Raw genomic sequence first — 19,653 nt, 5'->3', positions numbered from 1 at the left:
TGTGTGCATCCGGGGACTGCGCTTCCAATGACTCGATGTCCGTGGATCTCCGCGTTTGGAAAGATGGCGGCTCCTGTAGGTGGTCCTCGCGGCCGCGCCATCGCGGGTGGTGGATGTGTTGGAGGTGGCTAGGGTCAATGTGTGCCGGGCCCGGCGGCGCAGCCCCGGACGGGACGAGCCGGGCGATACAATGGTGCATTCCTATCCAAAAAGAACCCTCGATCCCATGTCGCAGCGTGACTGGGTGGCCGCCGCCATCCACAAGATCGAGGCCGACTTCAACCGCTCGGCCGACACCCATCTGATCCCGCTGGAGCTGCCTGGCTACCCCGGCATCGACCTGTACCTGAAGGACGAGTCCAGCCATCCCACCGGCAGCCTCAAGCACCGGCTGGCGCGCTCGCTGTTCCTGTACGCGCTGGCCAACGGCTGGCTGCGCGAGGGCGCGCCGGTGATCGAGGCCTCCAGCGGTTCGACCGCGGTGTCCGAGGCCTACTTCGCGCGCCTGCTGGGCCTGCCCTTCATCGCGGTGATGCCGGCCAGCACCTCGCCGGAGAAGATCGCCGCGATCACCTTCTACGGCGGCCAGTGCCATCTGGTCGAGCAGGCCGGGGCGATCAATGCCGAGTCCGAGCGCCTGGCGCGCGAGCACGGCGGTCACTTCATGGACCAGTTCACCTACGCCGAGCGCGCGACCGACTGGCGGGCGAACAACAACATCGCCGAGTCGATCTTCAAGCAGATGGCGGCCGAGCCGCATCCGATCCCGGAATGGATCGTGTGCAGCCCCGGCACCGGTGGCACCGGCGCCACGCTGGGCCGCTACGTGCGCTACCGCCGGCATGCCACGCGCATCCTGTGCGTGGATCCGGAGCACTCGGTGTTCTTCGACTACTACCGCGATGCGCTGGGCGGGGCGGGCGATCCGGCGCGCCTGCACCACTGCGGCTCGCGCATCGAGGGCATCGGCCGGCCGCGGGTGGAGCCGAGCTTCGTGCCGGCCTGCATCGATGCGATGGTCAAGGTGCCCGATGCCCTGAGCCTGGCGGCGATGCGCTGGGCCAGCGCGACCCTGGGCAGGCGCGTGGGCGGCTCCACCGGCACCAACCTGGTCGGCGTGCTGCACGCCGCCCACGCGATGTGCCGGGCCGGTCGCCGCGGCTCCATCGTCACCATCCTGTGCGATGCCGGCGACCGCTACGCGCACAGCTATTACGACCCGGCCTGGTACGCGCGCTGCGGCATCGATACCGCCGACAGCGATGCGGCCATTGCCGCGGCGGTGGCCGGCGGCGCGCTGCCGGCCCTGGCGACGGCCGCGGGCTGAGCGGGCGGATCGACGGCGGCAGGGCCGCACGACAGTCGGCCCGGGCCCAGGCAAGTCCTTGCAATAAAACGGGTTTCGGCAGCGCTGGCTGAGATTTCGGCCAGCTGCTGCGCCGCCGCATGCAGGTCGGGCGCAGAATGATTACTCTGTAATTACAGAGTAATTCCTGGTGACGCGATGGCGGACTGGAACACCTTGAGCACCGACCGGAGCCAGCGCCTGCAGGCCGCGGCCAAGCTGGCCAGGGGCCGCCTGGTGCGCAGCCAGGACGTGGTGCCCCTGCTGGAGGCCGTGCTGCGGCCCGGCGACCGGGTCTGCCTGGAAGGCAACAACCAGAAGCAGGCCGACTTCCTGGCCGAGTGCCTGACCCGGGTCGATCCGGCGCGCGTGCACGACCTGCACATGGTGCAGTCGGTGCTGTCGCTGCCGGCGCACCTGGACGTGTTCGAGAAGGGCATCGCCAGGAAGCTGGACTTCTCCTTCTCCGGTCCGCAGTCGGTGCGGCTGGCGCGGCTGCTGGGCGAGGGCCGGCTGGAACTCGGCGCGATCCACACCTACCTGGAACTGTTCGGCCGCTACTTCATCGACCTGACCCCGCGCGTGGCGCTGATCGCCGCGCATGCGGCCGATCGCCACGGCAATCTCTACACCGGCCCGAATACCGAGGACACCCCGGCGATCGTGGAGGCCACCGCCTTCGGCGGCGGCATCGTCATCGCCCAGGTCAACCAGATCCTCGACACGCTGCCGCGCGTGGACATCCCGGCCGATTGGGTGAACTTCGTCACCCACGCGCCCAGGCCGAACTACATCGAGCCGCTGTTCACCCGCGACCCGGCCCAGATCAGCGAGGTGCAGGTGCTCATGGCGATGATGGCCATCAAGGGCATCTACGCCGAGTACGGCGTCAACCGCCTCAACCACGGCATCGGCTTCGACACCGCGGCGATCGAACTGCTGCTGCCGACCTATGCCGAATCGCTGGGGCTGAAGGGCAGGATCTGCCAGCACTGGGCGCTCAACCCGCATCCGGCGCTGATCCCGGCGATCGAGTCGGGCTTCGTCAAGTCGGTGCACTCCTTCGGCTCGGAGCTGGGCATGGAGGACTACATCGCCGCGCGCCCGGACGTGTTCTTCGTCGGCGCGGACGGCTCGATGCGCTCCAATCGCGCGTTCTCGCAGACCGCCGGGCTGTATGCCTGCGACATGTTCATCGGCTCGACCCTGCAGATCGACCTGGCCGGCAACAGCTCGACCGCCACGCGCGACCGCATCGCCGGGTTCGGCGGCGCCCCCAACATGGGCTCGGACGCGCGCGGCCGGCGCCACGCCAGCCCGGCCTGGCTCAAGGCCGGGCGCGAAGCGGCCAGGCCCGGCGAGATGCCGCGCGGACGCAAGCTGGTGGTGCAGATGGTGGAGACCTTCCGCGAGCACATGGCCCCGGCGTTCGTCGACAGGCTCGATGCCTGGGAGCTGGCCGAGCGCGCCGGACTGGACCTGCCGCCTGTGATGATCTACGGCGACGACGTCAGCCATGTGCTGACCGAGGAGGGCATCGCCAACCTGCTGCTGTGCCGCACGCCTGAGGAGCGCGAACAGGCGATCCGCGGCGTAGCCGGCTACACCGCGGTCGGCCTGGGCCGCGACCGGCGCACGGTCGAGAACCTGCGCGACCGCGGCGTGATCAGACGTCCCGACGACCTGGGCATCCGCTCGCGCGATGCCACGCGCGACCTGCTGGCCGCGCGCACGGTCAAGGACCTGGTGCGCTGGTCAGGCGGCCTGTACGACCCGCCCAAGCGCTTCCGCAACTGGTAAGGGGCACGCCATGGAAACCCTGCGCTACCGCTACGACGGACGCATCGCGCCCACCGGCACACGCGACCACGTGCTGGTCGGCGTGGTCGCCTCGGGCAACCTGGAAGTCATGATCGAGCCGGCCGCGCTGGAGGGCGCGATGGAGATCGAGATCGTCACCGCCGCGCGCGGCTTCGGCGAGATCTGGCAGGCCGTGCTGGACGACTTCGCCACGCGGCATCCGCTCAAGGATGTGCGCATCTGGATCAACGACGTCGGCGCGACGCCGGCGGTGGTCAGCCTGCGCCTCGACCAGGCGGTGGAAACGCTGCAGGAGCCGGCCGCATGAGCACCGCGCGCAGCTTCTACGAGGCCGACGCGCGCGAGCGCATCGCCGGCTTGCTCGACCCGGGCAGTTTCGTCGAGTTCCTCGGCCCGCGCCGGCGCATCACCAGCCCGCACCTGGCGCAGCTGGATCAGCCGGGCGAGTTCGACGACGGCATCGTCGTGGGCGAGGGGACGCTGCAGGGGCGCCGGGTGCTGATCGCCGCGCAGCAGGGCCAGTTCATGGGCGGCGGCGTGGGCGAGGTGCACGGCGCCAAGCTGGTCGGGCTGCTGGAGCGCGCGCAGCGGGTCGGGCCCGCGGCGGTGCTGCTGCTGCTCGACACCGGCGGCGTGCGCCTGCACGAGGCCAACGCCGGGCTGATCGCGATCTCGGAGATCATGCGCGCCACGTTGGCCACGCGCGCGGCCGGCGTGCCGGTGCTGGCGCTGATCGGCAGCGGCAACGGCGCCTTCGGCGGCATGGGCATCGTCGCGCGCTGCTGCAGCGCCGTGCTGATGTCCGAGGAGGGGCGGCTGTCGCTGTCGGGTCCGGAGGTGATCGAGACGGTGCGCGGCGTCGAGGAATTCGATGCGCGCGACCGCGCCCTGGTGTGGCGGGTCACCGGCGGCAAGCATCGCGTGCTGCTGGGCGAGGCGGCGCAGCTGGTCGCCGACCGCATCGACGCGTTCGCGCAGGCCACGCTGGAGGTGCTGGATCGGCTGCGCCCGGCCGACGATGACGCGCAGCTGCTGCGGGCCATGGAGGGCGAGCACGCGCGCCTGGCGCTGCGCATCGAGGCGTTCGGCGATTGCCGCGATGGGCTGCAGGTGTGGGAGGCGCTGGGCATCGCGCAGCCGCAGGCCCTGCCGCTGCTGGACACCGCCGCCTTCCTGGAGGCCACGCGCGGCCGGAGGATGCCATGGTACTGAGCGAACTGCTGGACCGGCTGTTCCCGCTGGGACACCGCATCGACCAGCGCGACGACGTGCTGACCGGCACGGCGAGGACCGCGCTCGGCGAGGTCACGGTCATCGGCACCGCCAACCGGCTGGAGGTCGGCGTCGATCATGCGTTGGCCCTGGCCGCCACCGTCATCGCCAGCACCCAGGCGCACCCGCAGCGGCCGATCGTGATGCTGGTCGACACCGCCGGCCAACGGCTGTCGCGCCGCGATGAACTGCTGGGCATCAACGGCTACTTCGCCCACCTGGCCAAAGCGCTGGACCTGGCGCGCCGCCGCGGCGCGGCGCTGGTGTCGCTGGTCTATGGCGAGTCGGTGAGCGGCGGCTTCCTGTCCTTCGGCCTGATGGCCGATGCGGTCTACGCTCTGCCCGAGGCGCAGGTGCGGGTGATGGACCTGCGCGCGATGGCGCGCGTGACCAAGCAGCCGCTGGAGAAGCTGCAGGCGCTGTCGCAGAGCTCGCCGGTGTTCGCGCCGGGCGTGGAGAACTACGTGGCGATGGGCGCGGTGCGTGCGATCTGGCGCGGCGATCTGGCCCAGGCCTTGGTCGATGCGCTCGAGGCGCCGCACGAGGGCGACACCCGGCGCGCGCTCGGCGCGCAACGGGGCGGGCGGACGCTGGCGGCGGACGTGTCGGCGATGGTGGCCGCCGGCGATGCCTGAGCCGCTGCGCCGCCACACGCTGGTCTGGCTGCCGCCGCAGGCCGCGCACGCGGTCGCGCCGGCGCAGGCCACGCGCGCGCGTGCCTGGTTCGAACAAGGCCATCCGGCCATCGTTGCGCGGCGCCCGGCGGCGGCGCCGGCCGATCCGCTGCACCTGGGCGTGCCGCTGCCGCCGGCCGAAGGCAAGCAGCGGCTGGCCGTGCGCGCCGCGGCCGCGGACGTCCTGCGCATCGCCCCGCCGCCGGCATTGGAGCACAGCATCGCCGGCGCGCCGGCGGCATGGCGACCGGCGCTGGCGGCGCTGGCGCATCGGGCGCATGCGCTCGACCTGGTGCCACGCGTGTTCGGCGCCTTCTGCTGGCAGACGCTGACCGGCCTGGCGTACGTGCACGAGACGTCGGATCTGGACCTGCTCTGGGAGATCGATTCCGCCGCGCAGGCCGATGTCATCGTTCGCCTGTTGGACGAATGGGAGCGGCGCCATCGCCGTCGTGCCGATGGCGAGCTGCGCCTGCCCGACGGGCGCGCGCTGAGCTGGCGCGAATACGCCGGCGGCGCACTGCGGCTGCTGGTCAAGACCGAGGACGACGCGCGCCTGGTCGCACGCGCGGACCTGTTCGCGGCGCAGCAGGTGGCCGCTTGAGCGCGCACGAGCCGCAGCCTGCCTGCGTGCCGCGTCCGCAGGACCGTGCCGAAGCGTCGCGCCTGGGCCGGCTCGCCATCGCCAGCCTGCATGCCGAACTGGCGCTGGCACCCAAGCCCGGCCTGGTGACCCCGCGCGATGCCGGCAGCCACGCCGACATGGATGCGCGCACGTTCTGGCGCAGTCTGGCCGCGCTGCGCGCCTACTTCGAGGCGGTCGCGCAGGCGGGGCTGGCGCAGGCGCCGTTCGATGCGCTGCGCCGCCTTGGCCTGCAGGCCGAGGACGCGATGCTGCGCGCCACCGACGGCATCAACACCCATCGCGGTGCGATCTTCAGCCTGGGACTGCTGACCGCGGCTGCGGCGCGGCTGCGCCGCATCGAGCGCGGACCCGTCGCCGCCGAGGCGGTCTGCCACGCGGTCAGCGACTGGCGTGCCGCACTCGAGACCGCACCGCTCGACCCCGACAGCCCCGGCCAGCGCATGCGGCGCGCGCACCGCGTCGCCGGCGTGCGAGAACAGGCCGCGGAGGGCTTCCCGCTGCTGCGCGAGGCCGCGCTGCCGGCGCTGCGGGACGCGCAGCAGGCCGGGCACGCGCCCGCGGCCGCGCAGGCGCACGTGCTGATGACGCTGGTGGCGCGGGTCGACGACCTCAACCTGCTCCACCGCGGCGGCGCCGAGGGCCTGCGCTTCGCGCAACATCAGGCGCGCGCCTTCCTCGCCTGCGGCAGCGTGTGGCAGCCCGACTGGGAAGCGCAGCTGGAGACGGTGGGCGAGGCCTTCGTCGCACGCCGCCTGAGCCCCGGCGGCAGCGCCGATCTGCTCGCCTGCACCGTGTTCCTCGACCGGCAGGCGCGCGCATGAGCCTGGCGCTGCTGTGTCCGGGGCAGGGCGGCCAGCATCCGGCGATGTTCGCGCGGGTGCAGGGCGATGCGGCCGCCGAACGCATCCTCCGCTACGCAGCCGACTTATTGCGGGAAGCGCCCGAGGCGCTGGCCGCCAGCGAGGCGCGCTTCGACAACGCGATCGCCCAGCCGCTGGTGTGCGCGGCCACGCTGGCGACCTGGGCGGCGCTGCGCGCGCGCCTGCCGTCGCCGGGTCTGGTGCTCGGCTACAGCGTGGGCGAGCTGGCCGCCCATGGCGTGGCCGGCAGCGTGACGCCGCAGGTTTGCCTGTCCCTGTCCAAGGCGCGTGCGGCCTGCATGGACGCGGCCAGTCCCGCCGACGGCGGACTGCTGGCGGTGATCGGCCTGTCGCGCCGGCGCATCGAGCGCCTGTGCGAGGCCTGCGCGGTCGCCGTGGCGATCGTCAACGGTGAGGACCACTTCGTGCTGGGCGGTCGTGCGGCCGGCCTGCAGGCCACCCAGCGCGAGGCCGAAGCCCTCGGCGCGCGCACGCTGCGCTTGCCTGTGCATGTTCCCGCGCACACGCCGTGGCTGGCGCAGGCGGCCGATGCGTTCGCCAGGACGCTGCAGGACGCTGCCGTGCGGGCGCCCGCTCTGGATGTGCTGGCCGGTATCGATGGCCATCGCATCGCCTCGCGCGAGGACGTGATCCGCAGCCTGTCGCGCCAGCTCGCCCAGGCAGTGGACTGGCACGGGGTGATGGCGCAGGCGATCGAGCGCGGCGCGCGCGTGCTGCTGGAGATCGGTCCGGGCAGCGCCCTGGCGCGGATGGCGCGCCAGGCGCATCCGGACTGCGAGGCGCGCGCGGTGGAGGAATTCCAGACGCTGGAGGGCGTCGTGGACTGGGTCGTCAGCGCCCTGGAGCGCCAGGCGATGCACTGAAGCAGGACCCTTGGGTGGCGGGCCGCCACTCGACGCAGTCGCGATATCACGTGTCTTAGGGAGGGCGCATGAGTCCGCAAATCATCACGATCATCGGCTTGGTGATCATGTTCGTCGTGGCCACGGCGCTGCCCATCAACATGGGCGCGGTGGCCTTCGCCCTGGCCTTCATCGTCGGGGGGATCTGGCTGGGCATGGACGCCAAGGCGGTGCTGGGCGGTTTCCCCGGCGACCTGTTCCTGACCCTGGTCGGGATTACCTACCTGTTCGCCATCGCGCAGAAGAACGGCACCATCGACCTGCTGATCCACTGGGCGGTCAAGGCGGTGCGCGGCGAGCTGGTGGCGATCCCGTGGGTGATGTTCCTGGTCACCGCGCTGCTGACCGCCTTCGGCGCGCTGGGTCCGGCGGCGGTGGCGATCATCGGCCCGGTCGCGCTGCGCTTCGCCAAGCAGTACCGGATCAATCCGCTGCTGATGGGGCTGCTGGTCATCCACGGCGCGCAGGCCGGCGGTTTCTCGCCGATCAGCGTCTATGGCGGCATCACCAACAAGGTGGTGGAGAAGGCCGGCCTGCCGGTCAGCGAGATGTCGGTGTTCCTGACCAGCCTGGGCTTCAACCTGGCCATGGCGATCATCTGCTTCATCGCGTTCGGCGGCCTGGCGCTGCTCAAGCGCCACGAGCCTTCGCGGGCCGAGTCCGAAGCCGTGCCGGTCAACGAGGCCTCGCCGCGCAGCTTCGCCATCGAGGGCCATGGCGCGCTGGTGACTCCGGGCGGGGGCACCTTGTCGATCAATCCGGTCGCGCTGGAGGCCGTGTCGATCAAGCGCGACCATGTGTTCACCCTGATCGGCCTGGTCGGCCTGGGCGTGGCCTCGCTGATCTACAGCCTCAACGTCGGCCTGGTGTCGATGACCGTGGCGGTGCTGCTGGCGCTGCTCTCGCCCAACGCGCAGAAGGGCGCCGTGGAGAGCATCAGCTGGTCCACGGTGCTGCTGATCGCCGGCGTGGTCACCTACATCGAGGTGCTGCAGAAGGCGGGCGCGGTGGACTTCATCGGCAACGGCGTGTCGCATATCGGCATTCCGCTGCTGGGCGCGCTGCTGGTGTGCTACGTCGGCGGCATCGTGTCGGCGTTCGCCTCCTCGGCGGCGGTGCTGGGCGCGACGATTCCGCTGGCGGTGCCGTTCCTGCTGCAGGGGCATCTGGCCCCGGCCGGCGTGATCTGCGCGCTGGCCGTGTCCTCAACCATCGTCGACGTCAGTCCGTTCTCGACCAATGGCGCGCTGGTGGTGGCCTCGGCCGCGCCGGACGAACGCGAGAAGCTGTTCCGCCGCTTCCTGGTCTACAGCGGCCTGGTGGTCGCGCTGGGGCCGCTGGCCGCGTGGCTGGTGTTCGTGGTACCGGGTTGGCTGTGATGGCGCCACCCGGTAGAGCGGAGCTTGCTCCGCTGGGGCTTTCCCCGTGAACCGAACGAAGGGCAGCGGAGCAAGCTCCGCTGGGGCCTTCCCCGCGAGCCGAACGAAGGGCAGCGGAGCAAGCTCCGCTCTACAAGGGGGACGTGACGCGATCGGGAGAGCGCGTTGCTCGGACCAGAAGAAAGCGGAGTGCCGATCGCTCCGCGCTCACGCCTCACTCCGCTCCACTCACTCCCCGCTTTTGCGTCCGCGCGGCAGTGGCGCCGGCACGTTGAGCTTGCCGCCCGAGGCGACGTACTTGGCCAGGGCCTCGCCCTGACTGAGCAGGTGGCGGTGCATGGTGCGCTCGGCCTCGGCGGCGTCGCCGTTGCGGAAGCACGCCATCAGCTCGCGGTGTTCGCTCAGCGACATCGCCATGCGTCCCGGCGTGAGCAGCTGGCGGCCGCGATGCATCTTGAGGATGCGGTGCAGGTCGTGGGTGACGCGGATCAGCCACGGGTTGCCGGCGTGTTCCTGCACCGCTTCGTGGATGAGGTAATTGTTGCGGTAGAACTCGGCCATGTCGCCGCGCTCGGCGGCCGCCTCCATCGCCGCGTGCAGCGATTCCAGCCGCGCCAGGCCGTCGGCGTCGATCTTGCGCACCGCCTCGTAGGCGCAGCGGCCCTCCAGCATCGCCATGATCGGGAACAGCTCGTTGAGGTCTTCCAGCGTCAGCCGGGTCACCCGCGCGCCGCGGCCGGGCTCGATCTGCACCAGCCCCTCGGCGGCCAGCAGCTTGAGGCTCTCGCGCAGCGGGGTGCGGCTGATGCCCAGCTCCTGGGCCAGGGCGGGCTCGTCGATCCAGTCGCCCGGCGGCAGGACGTAGTCGTAGATCTTCTGTCGCAGCGTATCGGCCACTTCCTCGTACATGGGCACGCGCCGGCGGGAGCTGGACTTGTCGGGCGTCAGGGTCATGGACGGGTGCGGCGCTTGGCACGATGTGTCAGATCCGCATCTTAATCCCTGCGCAGCGGCGGCCGCGAACCGCAGCGGGCACCGCGGCGCGCGCCGTATCATGGTGCGCTCACGCTTGCCCTGCGGCCGGCGCGCCCCCAGATCGACCGCCTGCCCCATTCCCAGAGTGCCCCCCGCCATGAATCCGCTGCTCGATTTCTCCGGTCTGCCCAAGTTCGATGCCATCAAGCCCGAGCACGTCGGCCCGGCCATCGACACGCTGCTGGCCCAGGCCGAGGCCGCGGTGAAGCAGGCCGAGACAGTCAGCCCGGTGACGTGGGAGAGCTTCGTGGTGCCGCTGGACGATGCGACCGAGCGGCTGTGGCGAGCCTGGGGCCAGGTCAACCATCTGCAGGGCGTGCTGAACTCGCCGGCGCTGCGCAAGGCCTACAACGACAACCTGCCCAAGATCACGCGCTTCGGCAGCGCGCTGGGGCAGAACCTGGCGCTGTTCTCGCAGTACCGTGCACTCGCGGAAGACGCGGACCTGTCCACCCTGGACGCCGCGCGCGCCAAGACCCTGGACAACGCGCTGCGCGACTTCCGCCTCGGCGGCGCCGAACTGCCGGACGAGGCCAAGGCGCGCTTCGCCGCGGTGCGCGAGGAGCTGGCCAGCCTGTCGGCCAAGTTCTCCGAGAACGTGCTCGACGCCACCGACGAGTGGGAGTTCTGGATCAAGGACAAGCAGCACCTGGCCGGGCTGCCGGCCGATGTGATCGCCGCCTGCCGCGCCGCGGCCAAGGCCGACGACGAACCGGGCTGGAAGTTCACCCTGCAGATGCCGTGCTATCTGCCGGTGCAGACCTATGCCGACGACCGCGCGCTGCGCGAGACGCTGTACCGCGCCTATGCGGTGCGCGCCTCGGAGGCCGGCGAGGAGAAGCTGGACAACTCGCCGCTGATCGACCGCATCCTGGCCCTGCGCGCCGAGCTGGCGCGGCTGCTGGGTTTCGCCTCTTACGCCGAGTATTCGCTGGCGACCAAGATGGCGGGCAGCCCGGCCGAGGTGCTGAGCTTCCTGCGCGACCTGGGCGCCCGCGCGCTGCCGTACGCCAGGCAGGACCGCGCCGAGCTGGAGGCCTTCGCCCGGGATGAGCTGGGGCTGGAGACGGTCGAGCCCTGGGACCTGGCCTACGTCAGCGAGAAGCTCAAGCAGGCCCGCTACAGCTTCTCGGCCCAGGAAGTGAAGCAGTACTTCACCGAGGACGCGGTGCTGGCCGGGCTGTTCGGCGTGATCAAGGCGCTGTACGGCGTGGACGTGCTGCCCGACACCGCGCCGGTGTGGCATCCGGACGTGCGCTTCTATCGCCTGCAGGACGCCGATGGCGCGCTGGTCGGCCAGTTCTACCTGGACCTGTATGCGCGCGAGGGCAAGCGCGGCGGTGCGTGGATGGACGACTGCCGCAATCGTCGTCATCGCGCCGACGGCGAGCAGACCCCGCTGGTCTATCTGGTGTGCAACTTCGGCAAGGGCGTGGACGGCGGGCCGGCCACCTTCACCCACAGCGACGTGATCACCCTGTTCCACGAGATGGGCCACGGCCTGCACCAGCTGCTGACCGAGGTCGGCGAGCTGTCGGTGGCCGGCATCAACGGCGTGGAGTGGGACGCGGTGGAGCTGCCGAGCCAGTTCATGGAGAACTTCTGCTGGGAGTGGTCGCGCGTGCAGGGCATGACCCGCCACGCGGAGACCGGTGAGCCGCTGCCGCGCGCGCTGTTCGACAAGATGGTGGCCGCGCGCAATTTCCAAAGTGGCATGCAGACCGTGCGCCAGCTGGAGTTCGCCCTGTTCGACATGGAGCTGCACAGCGCCTTCGATCCCTCCAGGGAAGGGGTAATGGACCTGCTCGAGCGCATCCGCGACGAGGTGGCCGTCAACCGCGCGCCGAAGTGGGGCCGCTTCCCGCATGCCTTCAGCCACATCTTCGCCGGTGGCTATGGCGCGGGCTACTACAGCTACAAGTGGGCCGAGGTGCTCAGCGCCGATGCCTACGCGGCCTTCGAGGAAGCGCCCGATCAGCTGGCCGCCACCGGCGCGCGTTTCCGCGCCGAGATCCTCTCGCGCGGCGGCAGCCGCAGCGCGCTGGAGAACTTCACCGCCTTCCGCGGCCGCGAACCGCGCATCGACGCGCTGCTGCGGCATAGCGGGATGGCAGCTTGAGGGCAGGGGGCGCTGCGGCCGTGCGGCCGGCGGTGGCGACCGTCGGCCCGGGGTGCGCGGCAAACCCCCTACCGTCGTTCCCGCGAAAGCGGGAACCCATGGACGTTCGCACGCAAAGCTGAAAGGCACTGGGTTCCCGCGTTCGCGGGAACGACGTTTGGTAGAGGGTTCCAGAAGAGGGAATGAGCGCCAGACGATGCGTTGTGTTGCACGCTCTTAAAGCACCTCACCCCTCAATCGCCAGCCCCGATCTCGAGCCCCTCTTCGCAACTGTCTCCTCAAATCTCTGTAGAGCGGAGCTTGCTCCGCTGCTCTTCGTCCGGGTCGTGGGAAAGGCCCCGCCGGAGCAAGCTCTGCTGCGTTTCGGCCGGGCCATCGGGAAAGCCCCAGCGGAGCAAGCTCCGCTCTACGGACAGGAACCGCCTTTACGGCCTTTTCGGCCCATGGCGGCGATGGGGCTTTCGTAACTGAGGCGAATGGCCTGGAGCCTCCGATACCCCCCCGTCGTTCCCGCGAACGCGGGAACCCAGTGACTTGAGGGCGTCGCGCGGACGTCCATGGATTCCCGCTTTCGCGGGAATGACGGCTTCCAGGCTGCCCCAATGACGGCTCCCCTGGCCTCACGCGGGTATCCTGTACGCCCCACGTTGCATCGATGCACCCGTGTCCGCGTCTTCGTCTTCCGTACCGCATTACCAGACTGCTGGCGCGCGTCGCGCCGACCTGATCGTCCACGTCGCCGGGTTGGCGCTGGCCATCGGCGGCGGCGCGGCCATGCTCTGGCGCGCGGCGGCCAACGAGGCCCTGCTGTTGGCCACCTGCGTCTACGCGCTGGGGCTGCTGGTGATGTTCGCCTGCTCGGCGGCGTACAACTTCGCCGCGCCCGCGCGGCAGCCGGTGCTGCGCAAGCTCGATCACGCCGGCATCTTCGTGATGATCGCCGGCTCCTACACGCCGCTGCTGGTGCTGGCGCTGTCCGGCGCCTGGCGCTGGTCGATGATCGGCGTGGTCTGGGGCGTGGCGCTGTTCGGCGTGTTCGCCAAGCTGTGCCTGCCCGGGCTGGGCAAAGGCTTCTGGGTGGCGATCTATCTGCTGCTGGGCTGGGTCGGCATGGTCGCGATCAAGCCGATGGTGGCCGGGTTGCCGACGGCGGTGCTGTGGCTGATCGCCGCCGGTGGTCTGATCTACACCATCGGCGTGGGCTTCTACGTGCGCAAGTCGATGGTCTACAACCGCGCGCTGTGGCACGCCCATGTGCTGGGCGGTGCGCTGGCGCACTGGGCGGCGATCTGGCTGTGCCTGCGGCCGCTGCCGGCGGCTTGAAGGCGCGTTTTCAGCGGTTGCGGCGCGAGAGCAGGGCTTCCATCACGACCTTGCCGTCGGCGTTGCGCGCGCTGAGCAGACCGCCGTGGGCGCGCACGAACTGGTCGGCGATGTACAGGCCCAGGCCCAGGCCGCTGCTGGCGCTGAAGCGGCCCTTGAACGGCTCGAACAGCCGCGGCAGAAGCTCGTCGGAAATCGCGCCGACATTGCTCACCATCAGCCGCACGTGCGCATTCTCGCTGCCGTCCAGGCTGACCTCGACCGGCTCGCCGCCGCCGTGCTCCAGCGCATTGCCCAGCAGGTTGGAGAGGATCTGGGCGTAGCGGTCGGCGTCGACGTCGGCCACCAGATCGCCGGTGCAGGTCAGGCGCAGCACGCTGCCGGGCTTGGCCTGGCGGAATTCCTCCACCGCGCCGGCGGTCAGCGGCTGCAGGTCCTGCGCGACGAAGCTCATGCGCAGGCCGCGGGTGCGGATGCGCGAGAAGTCCAGCAGCTGCTCGACCATGCGCGCCATGCGCCGTCCGCTGCTTTCCAGGAAGCCCAGCGTGCGCTGCGCCGAGGCGTCCGGCGGCAGCTCCACGCCAAGCTTCTCCGCGCACAGCAGCACCACCGACAGCGGCGTGCGCAGGTCGTGGGTGAGCACGGCGGTCATGGTCTCGTTGAGCTCCAGCGCGCGTTCCAGCTCGGCGTTGCGGCGCGCCAGCAGGCGGCGCTGTTCGTAGAGCTCGACGAAGATCTGCACCTTGCCCAGGATTACGTGCGTCTCGATCGGCTTGTGCAGGAAGTCCACCGCGCCGGCCTCGTAGCCCTTGAACGCGCGCAGCGGATCGTTGGGCGAGGCAGTGAGGAAGATGATCGGCACCTGCCGGGTGCGCTGCGAGCCGCGCATCAGCTCGGCCAGGGCGAAGCCGTCCATCTCCGGCATGTGCACGTCCAGCAGCGCCAGGGCGACCTCGTGGGTCAGCAGCAGCTCCAGCGCCTGCGCGCCGGAGGAGGCGCACAGGATGTTGAGGTCGGCGCGGCGCAGCAGCGCCTCCATCGCGATCAGGTTCTCCTGGACGTCGTCGACGATCAGCAGGTTGATCGCCTCGCCGGTCGGCGCGTCCTGGGGCGTGAGATTGAGATTCATCGAGAAAGGGCCGAGAGGTGGTGGCAGAGTTCTGCCAGGGAAAGAACGGCGTCCGCACCGGCGCGGGCCAGGGCCGAGGCGGGCATCAGCGGTGAGGACGCATCGGCCGGGGTCTGGATCCAGGCGGTGCCGCCGGCGCGGCGCACCGCGGCCACGCCCTCGCTGCCGTCGCTGCTGGCGCCGGTGAGCAGGATCGCCAGCAGGCGCGGGCCGAAGACCTCGGCGGCGGTCTCGAACAGCGGGTCGATCGCCGGCCGCGAGAACAGCACCGGCTCGTCCAGCGAAAGCGCCACATGGCCGGCGTCCTCGACCAGCAGGTGATAGTCCGGCGGGGCGATCAGCACCTGGCCGGCGCGCAGTGGCTGCTTGTCCTGCGCCTCGTCCACCTCCAGCGCGCAGTGCGCGCCGACGATCTGCGCCACCTTGCTGGGCCGGTCGCGCGGCAGGTGCAGCACGATCAGCACCGGCTGGCTCAGCGTGGCCGGCAGGCTGGCCAGCAGCGTCTGCAGCGCCATCACGCCGCCGGCCGAGGCGCCGATGACGATGGCATCCAGGTCGTGGCCGCTGGGCAGCTTCATGCGGCCTTCCGGTACAGGCGCTGCTCGCGGCTGACCACCTCGAACGCGCCGGCATGCGGCCCGAACTGCAGCGACTCCTTGCTGCCCAGGCCAAGGAAGCCGCGATGTACCAGCGCCTCCTGGAACAGCCCGATCGCGCGGTCCTGCAGGGCGCGGTTGAAGTAGATCAGCACGTTGCGGCACGACACCAGGTGCACTTCGGAGAACACCGTGTCGGTGGCCAGGCTGTGGTCGGCGAAGACCACGTTGCGGCGCAGGCTGCGGTCGAACACCGCCCCGTTGTAGGCAGTGGTGTAGTAGTCGGCCAGCGAGCCGCTGCCGCCGGCGTCCAGATAGTTGCGGCTGAACAACGCCAGCCGCTCGATCGGGAAGATGCCGGCCTCGGCCTGGGCCAGCGCCTCGGTATTGATGTCGGTGGCGTAGAGGATCGTGCGCTCCAGCAGGCCTTCCTCGCGCAGCAGGATCGCCAGCGACCAGACCTCCTCGCCGGTGCTGCAGCCGGCCACCCACAGCTTGATCGAGGGATAGGTGCGCAGCACCGGCAGCACCTGCGCGCGCAGCGCGGCGAAGTAGGCCGGGTCGCGGAACATCTCCGAGACCTGCACGGTGAAGTACTGCAGCGACTGGGCGAACAGCGCCGGGTCGTGCAGCAGCCGGTGCTGCAGCTGCGCCACCGTGTCGCAGTCCAGCCGCGACATCGCATGGCGCACGCGCCGGCGCAGCGAGGACATGGCGTACTGGCGGAAGTCGTAGTGGTAGCGCCGGTAGATCGCCTCCAGCAGCAGCGACAGCTCCAGATCGAACAGCTCGGCCTCGTTCACTGCCGCGAGCACCACACCCGGCACAGCGAGACCAGCTTGTCCACATCGATGGGCTTGGCGATGTAGTCGTTGGCGCCGGCTTCCAGGCAGCGCTCGCGATCGTCGGCCATGGCCTTGGCGGTCAGGGCGATGATCGGCAGGTGCTGGTGGCGGCGCTGCTTGCGGATGTGCCGCATCGCGGTCAGCCCGTCCATCTCCGGCATCATGATGTCCATCAGCACCAGGTCCACCTCCTTGTCCTGCTCCAGGCGCTCGACCGCCTCGCGGCCGTTGCGCGCGATCTCCAGCTTCACCCCGAGCGGCTCGAGCACGCTGGACAGGGCGAAGATGTTGCGCACGTCGTCCTCGGCCAGCAGGATCGTACGCCCATCCAGCACCGCATCGCGCTTGCGCGCCTCGCGCAGCAGGCGCTGCTGGTCGCTGGGCAGCGAGGCCTCGACGCTGTGCAGGAACAGGGTCACCTCGTCCAGCAGCCGCTCCGGCGAGCGCGCGCCCTTGATGATGATGCTCTTGGAATAGCGGCGCAGGCGCTGCTCCTCCTCGCGGGTCAGCGCGCGGCCGGTGTAGACGATCACCGGCGGGAACGCGCCGGACTCGCGCTCGCCCATGCGCTCGAGCAGGTCGTAGCCGCTGCCGTCGGGCAGCGCCAGGTCGGTGACCATGCAGTCGAACGTCACCGCGGCCAGCTGTTCCATCGCCTCGGCGATGCTGCCCACCGCGGTGATGTCCAGGCCCTCGTGGGCGAGCAGGCGGCGCAGGTTCTCGCGCAGGTTGCGGTCGTCCTCGACGATCAGCAGGCGGCGCATGTTGCGCTCGCTGGTCTGCTCCAGCTGGCGGATCGCCGCCACCAGCCGCTCGCGCGTGGCCGGCTTGAGCAGGAAGCCCACCGCGCCCAGTTCCAGCGAGACCTGCGCGCGCTCCTGCGCGGACATCACGTGCACCGGGATGTGGCGCGTGGCCGGGTCGCGCTTGAGCTGTTCGAGCACGCTCAGGCCGGAGATGTCGGGCAGGCCGACGTCCAGCAGCACGCCGCTGGGCTGGATCTGCGGCGCCAGGGCGATGGCCTCCTGCGCCGAGCCGGCCACCACGCAGTCGAAGTCCATGTCGTGGGCCAGCTCGACCAGCGCCTGGGCGAAGGCGGCGTCGTCCTCCACCGCCAGGATCGCGCGGCCGGGGCGGGTGCGGCGGTCGCGGTCGTCGAACGCGCTCGGTGCCGGCGCTGGCGTGGCGCTCGCGGCCGGGGCGGGCGCAGGGGCTGCGGCGGGTGCGGGCGTCGCGGCCGCACGCACGGCCGGCTCGGGCGCGCGCGGCGTCACCGGCGTGTCGGACGTCTGCGGCGCGCCTTCCACCGGCAGCTCCAGGATGAAGGTGCTGCCGCGGCCGGGCTCGCTGTCCACGGTGATGGTGCCGCCCATGCGCTGGGCCAGATCGCGCGAGATCGACAGCCCCAGGCCGGTGCCGCCGAAGCGGCGCTGGGTGCTGCCATCGGCCTGGCGGAAGGCCTCGAAGATCACCCCGGTCTGCGCCTTGGCGATGCCGATGCCGGTGTCGCTGACCACGAAGCGCACCCGGCCCACGCCATGCCCCTGCACGACCAGGGCGACGTGGCCGTGCTCGGTGAACTTGACCGCGTTGGCCAGCAGGTTCTTGAGCACCTGCTGCAGGCGCTGGGCGTCGATGGTCAGCCGCTCCGGCGCGCCGGGCTCGGCGCGGATGTCCAGCCCCAGCGCCTTCTGCGCGGCCAGCGGCTCGAAGGTCTCGCGCAGGCGCACCAGCAGCGGCGCCACGGCGATGTTGTCCTCGGACAGCTCGACCTGGCCGGCCTCGATCTTGGACAGGTCCAGGATGTCGTTGATCAGCGCCAGCAGGTCGTTGTTGGACGAGTGGATGGCCTGGGCGTACTTGATCTGCTCGGCGCTGAGCGTGCCCTCGCGGTTGTCGGCCAGCAGCTTGGCCAGGATCAGCGAGCTGTTCAGCGGGGTGCGCAGCTCGTGGGACATGTTGGCCAGGAACTCGGACTTGTACTGCGAGGCGGCCTCCAGCTCCTTGCCGCTGCGCACCAGCTCGTCCTGCGCGGCCAGCAGCGAGCGGCGCTGCTCCTCCAGCTCGTGGGTGCGCTCTTCCAGGTGCACGTTGATCTGTTCCAGCTCGGCCTGCTGCTGCTCCAGGTTGGCCTGGGACTGCTGCAGGCTGCGGCTCTGCTCCTCCAGCTCCTCGTTGGCCACGCGCAGCTCTTCCTGCTGGGCCTGCAGCTCCTCGCTCTGGCGCTGGGTCTGCTCCAGCAGCTCGACCAGATCGGCGCGCAGCTGCGCGGTGCGCAGGGCCACGCCGATGATGTCCATGCAGCGCTCCAGCAGGGCCAGGGCGCGGCCGTCGCTGTGGGCCACGCCGCTGCGGCCCAGTTCGATCGCGCCGACCACGCGGCCATCGGCGGTGACCGGCGCCAGCATCAGCTCGCCCGGCGCGCTGCGGCCCAGGCCGGTCTGGATCTGCACGTGCGAAGCATCGACGGCGCGCAGCTGGCGGACCTGCTTCAGGCGCACCGCTTCGCCCAGCTGGCCCTCGCTGGCGGGAATCTCGCTGGCCATGCCGGCCGGCAGCGCGATGCCGCCGCTCAGCACCAGGCGCTCGCCGAGCAGGCGGTACAGCGCGCCGACGTGCGCACCGGTGGCCTGGCACAGCGCGCCCAGCGCGTGCTGGGCCAGCTCCTGCGGCGACAGGTCGCCCTGCACGGCCGCGGCCACCGCGGTCTGACGCTCCTGCAGCCACAGCGCACGCTGGGCGGACATGCGCGCGCGGATGCCCTGCATGGTGATCATGCCCATGCCCAGGAAGCACAGGCCGCCGAAGGTGCGATTGACCGCCGAGAACGAGGAGTTAGTGCTGGCCGGGGCCACCTGGAAGCCGATCGCCACCAGCACGCAGGCCAGCACCGCCACCAGCAGCGGCACGCGCGGGCGCGACTGGAAGTTGGTGATCGCCACGGCGAAGAAATGGACCAGCCAGACCGCATAGCCCAGCGGCGTCACCAGCTCCAGGCCCAGGGTGAGGATCAGCAGGCCGGCCGCGGCGGCCCAGATCCAGGCGTCCCGCGAGGTGTTGGAGATTTGCATGGTGCGCGTACGGCTGGAAAAAAGACCCCCGATGGTAGCCGAGATCACGCGCAGATCACGTGCAGCGCCTGCGCCGCCGCGCGGCCTCCACGCGGCCTTCACATGGCGACTTCGAAGAATGCTTGTGCCCGCCTCGTCGCCTCGCTGCGCGTTCCGGCGGGCGACGCTGTGTCATCCTGCCGGGTCGTGCCGTCCCGCTTCTCTCGCTCCCTTCCCGGTGTTATTCCCATGTCCAAGCCGCTGCGCATTCTCTTTGTCGAAGATCAGGCCGACCTGCGCGAGCTGATGTCCGACGTGTTCGTGCAGATGGGCATGGAGGTGGTCACGCTGGCCGACGCCGCCGCGGCGCTGGAGCTGCTGGCCGAAGGGCCGCAGGTCGACGTGCTGTTCACCGACGTCTACATGCCCGGCCAGATGAGCGGCGCCGAGCTGAGCATGCGTGTGGCCCAGCGTTGGCCGCAGGTGCGCATCGTGCTGGCCTCCGGCCATGCCCGCCACCAGCTGCCCGAGCTGCCGCCGGGCGTGCAGTTCATCCAGAAGCCCTACAGCCTGCAGCAGGCCGCGCGCCTGATCCGCGGCGAAGCGCCCAGCATCCAGGCCGCCTGAGCCGGCGCC

17 protein-coding genes are annotated in these 19,653 nt (G+C 70.8%); 12 read left to right on the top strand and 5 right to left on the bottom strand.

What is annotated here, in order from left to right:
* The first annotated feature begins 226 nt into the window (after positions 1-226).
* The 9 genes from MWN52_RS16510 to MWN52_RS16470 all read left to right on the top strand — a co-directional run bounded on the left by MWN52_RS16510 (position 227) and on the right by MWN52_RS16470 (position 8,920).
* A complete protein-coding gene (locus MWN52_RS16510) occupies positions 227-1,327 on the top strand; it encodes a PLP-dependent cysteine synthase family protein (protein ID WP_130516434.1) in 1,101 nt (366 codons plus the stop codon).
* 177 nt (positions 1,328-1,504) lie between these two features.
* A complete protein-coding gene (gene mdcA / locus MWN52_RS16505) occupies positions 1,505-3,145 on the top strand; it encodes a malonate decarboxylase subunit alpha (RefSeq protein ID WP_286575566.1) in 1,641 nt (546 codons plus the stop codon).
* A 10-nt stretch (positions 3,146-3,155) separates the two neighbouring features.
* Positions 3,156-3,473, top strand: a complete 318-nt coding sequence (gene mdcC, locus MWN52_RS16500) for a malonate decarboxylase acyl carrier protein (protein ID WP_286575565.1) — start codon at positions 3,156-3,158, stop codon at positions 3,471-3,473.
* Positions 3,470-4,378: a biotin-independent malonate decarboxylase subunit beta gene (locus tag MWN52_RS16495; protein WP_286575564.1), complete on the top strand. Its 909-nt coding sequence runs from the start codon at positions 3,470-3,472 to the stop codon at positions 4,376-4,378. Before mdcC ends, MWN52_RS16495 begins: the two co-directional genes overlap by 4 nt.
* Complete coding sequence (gene mdcE, locus MWN52_RS16490) at positions 4,369-5,073, top strand: biotin-independent malonate decarboxylase subunit gamma (protein ID WP_286575563.1); 705 nt, start codon at positions 4,369-4,371, stop codon at positions 5,071-5,073. The genes MWN52_RS16495 and mdcE overlap by 10 nt, the downstream gene beginning before the upstream one ends.
* Positions 5,066-5,716 carry a malonate decarboxylase holo-[acyl-carrier-protein] synthase gene (mdcG, locus tag MWN52_RS16485; protein WP_286575562.1) on the top strand — a complete coding sequence of 217 codons (651 nt, stop codon included), beginning with the start codon at positions 5,066-5,068 and terminating at the stop codon, positions 5,714-5,716. Before mdcE ends, mdcG begins: the two co-directional genes overlap by 8 nt.
* Positions 5,713-6,579 carry a triphosphoribosyl-dephospho-CoA synthase MdcB gene (gene mdcB / locus MWN52_RS16480; protein ID WP_286575561.1) on the top strand — a complete coding sequence of 289 codons (867 nt, stop codon included), beginning with the start codon at positions 5,713-5,715 and terminating at the stop codon, positions 6,577-6,579. The genes mdcG and mdcB overlap by 4 nt, the downstream gene beginning before the upstream one ends.
* Positions 6,576-7,502: a malonate decarboxylase subunit epsilon gene (gene mdcH, locus MWN52_RS16475; protein ID WP_286575560.1), complete on the top strand. Its 927-nt coding sequence runs from the start codon at positions 6,576-6,578 to the stop codon at positions 7,500-7,502. Before mdcB ends, mdcH begins: the two co-directional genes overlap by 4 nt.
* Before the next feature lie 68 nt (positions 7,503-7,570).
* On the top strand, positions 7,571-8,920 hold the full coding sequence (locus tag MWN52_RS16470; protein WP_286575559.1) for an SLC13 family permease: 1,350 nt from the start codon (positions 7,571-7,573) through the stop codon (positions 8,918-8,920).
* A gap of 228 nt (positions 8,921-9,148) precedes the next feature.
* Here MWN52_RS16470 and MWN52_RS16465 read toward each other — a convergent pair whose 3' ends face one another.
* The gene (locus MWN52_RS16465) at positions 9,149-9,874 is read right to left on the bottom strand and encodes a GntR family transcriptional regulator (RefSeq protein WP_130516451.1); all 726 of its coding nucleotides are present in this window, start codon (positions 9,872-9,874) and stop codon (positions 9,149-9,151) included.
* 178 nt (positions 9,875-10,052) lie between these two features.
* On the opposite strand from MWN52_RS16465, the gene MWN52_RS16460 reads away from it, so the two are divergent.
* Both MWN52_RS16460 and trhA read left to right on the top strand, forming a co-directional pair.
* Entirely contained in the window at positions 10,053-12,074 is a 2,022-nt protein-coding gene (locus MWN52_RS16460; RefSeq protein ID WP_286575558.1) for a M3 family metallopeptidase, read from the top strand.
* 651 nt (positions 12,075-12,725) lie between these two features.
* On the top strand, positions 12,726-13,397 hold the full coding sequence (gene trhA / locus MWN52_RS16455) for a PAQR family membrane homeostasis protein TrhA (protein WP_286577773.1): 672 nt from the start codon (positions 12,726-12,728) through the stop codon (positions 13,395-13,397).
* Between the two features lie 10 nt (positions 13,398-13,407).
* Here trhA and MWN52_RS16450 read toward each other — a convergent pair whose 3' ends face one another.
* From MWN52_RS16450 to MWN52_RS16435, 4 genes are read right to left on the bottom strand one after another with little or no spacing between them, the layout of a single operon-like run.
* Positions 13,408-14,526, bottom strand: coding sequence for a hybrid sensor histidine kinase/response regulator (locus MWN52_RS16450; RefSeq protein WP_286575557.1), 1,119 nt, complete (start codon positions 14,524-14,526; stop codon positions 13,408-13,410).
* Entirely contained in the window at positions 14,523-15,104 is a 582-nt protein-coding gene (locus MWN52_RS16445) for a chemotaxis protein CheB (protein WP_130525007.1), read from the bottom strand. Before MWN52_RS16445 ends, MWN52_RS16450 begins: the two co-directional genes overlap by 4 nt.
* The gene (locus MWN52_RS16440; RefSeq protein ID WP_286575556.1) at positions 15,101-15,949 is read right to left on the bottom strand and encodes a CheR family methyltransferase; all 849 of its coding nucleotides are present in this window, start codon (positions 15,947-15,949) and stop codon (positions 15,101-15,103) included. The genes MWN52_RS16445 and MWN52_RS16440 overlap by 4 nt, the downstream gene beginning before the upstream one ends.
* Positions 15,922-19,038, bottom strand: a complete 3,117-nt coding sequence (locus MWN52_RS16435; protein ID WP_286575555.1) for a response regulator — start codon at positions 19,036-19,038, stop codon at positions 15,922-15,924. Before MWN52_RS16435 ends, MWN52_RS16440 begins: the two co-directional genes overlap by 28 nt.
* Before the next feature lie 228 nt (positions 19,039-19,266).
* On the opposite strand from MWN52_RS16435, the gene MWN52_RS16430 reads away from it, so the two are divergent.
* On the top strand, positions 19,267-19,644 hold the full coding sequence (locus MWN52_RS16430) for a response regulator (protein WP_130516465.1): 378 nt from the start codon (positions 19,267-19,269) through the stop codon (positions 19,642-19,644).
* Positions 19,645-19,653: the final 9 nt, after the last annotated feature.

This window comes from Pseudoxanthomonas winnipegensis, from assembly GCF_030322905.1.
In the GTDB taxonomy this organism is placed as follows: domain Bacteria; phylum Pseudomonadota; class Gammaproteobacteria; order Xanthomonadales; family Xanthomonadaceae; genus Pseudoxanthomonas_A; species Pseudoxanthomonas_A winnipegensis.
The sequence above is the reverse complement of the archived record's forward strand: the minus strand, read 5'-3'. Positions and strand labels throughout refer to the sequence as shown.

Coding starts and splice junctions, on each gene's coding strand:
- MWN52_RS16510 (WP_130516434.1), top strand. CDS start 227: ATGTCGCAGCGTGACTGGGTGGCCGCCGCCATCCACAAGATCGAGGCC.
- mdcA (WP_286575566.1), top strand. CDS start 1,505: ATGGCGGACTGGAACACCTTGAGCACCGACCGGAGCCAGCGCCTGCAG.
- mdcC (WP_286575565.1), top strand. CDS start 3,156: ATGGAAACCCTGCGCTACCGCTACGACGGACGCATCGCGCCCACCGGC.
- MWN52_RS16495 (WP_286575564.1), top strand. CDS start 3,470: ATGAGCACCGCGCGCAGCTTCTACGAGGCCGACGCGCGCGAGCGCATC.
- mdcE (WP_286575563.1), top strand. CDS start 4,369: ATGGTACTGAGCGAACTGCTGGACCGGCTGTTCCCGCTGGGACACCGC.
- mdcG (WP_286575562.1), top strand. CDS start 5,066: ATGCCTGAGCCGCTGCGCCGCCACACGCTGGTCTGGCTGCCGCCGCAG.
- mdcH (WP_286575560.1), top strand. CDS start 6,576: ATGAGCCTGGCGCTGCTGTGTCCGGGGCAGGGCGGCCAGCATCCGGCG.
- MWN52_RS16470 (WP_286575559.1), top strand. CDS start 7,571: ATGAGTCCGCAAATCATCACGATCATCGGCTTGGTGATCATGTTCGTC.
- MWN52_RS16465 (WP_130516451.1), bottom strand. CDS start 9,874: ATGACCCTGACGCCCGACAAGTCCAGCTCCCGCCGGCGCGTGCCCATG.
- MWN52_RS16460 (WP_286575558.1), top strand. CDS start 10,053: ATGAATCCGCTGCTCGATTTCTCCGGTCTGCCCAAGTTCGATGCCATC.
- MWN52_RS16450 (WP_286575557.1), bottom strand. CDS start 14,526: ATGAATCTCAATCTCACGCCCCAGGACGCGCCGACCGGCGAGGCGATC.
- MWN52_RS16445 (WP_130525007.1), bottom strand. CDS start 15,104: ATGAAGCTGCCCAGCGGCCACGACCTGGATGCCATCGTCATCGGCGCC.
- MWN52_RS16435 (WP_286575555.1), bottom strand. CDS start 19,038: ATGCAAATCTCCAACACCTCGCGGGACGCCTGGATCTGGGCCGCCGCG.
- MWN52_RS16430 (WP_130516465.1), top strand. CDS start 19,267: ATGTCCAAGCCGCTGCGCATTCTCTTTGTCGAAGATCAGGCCGACCTG.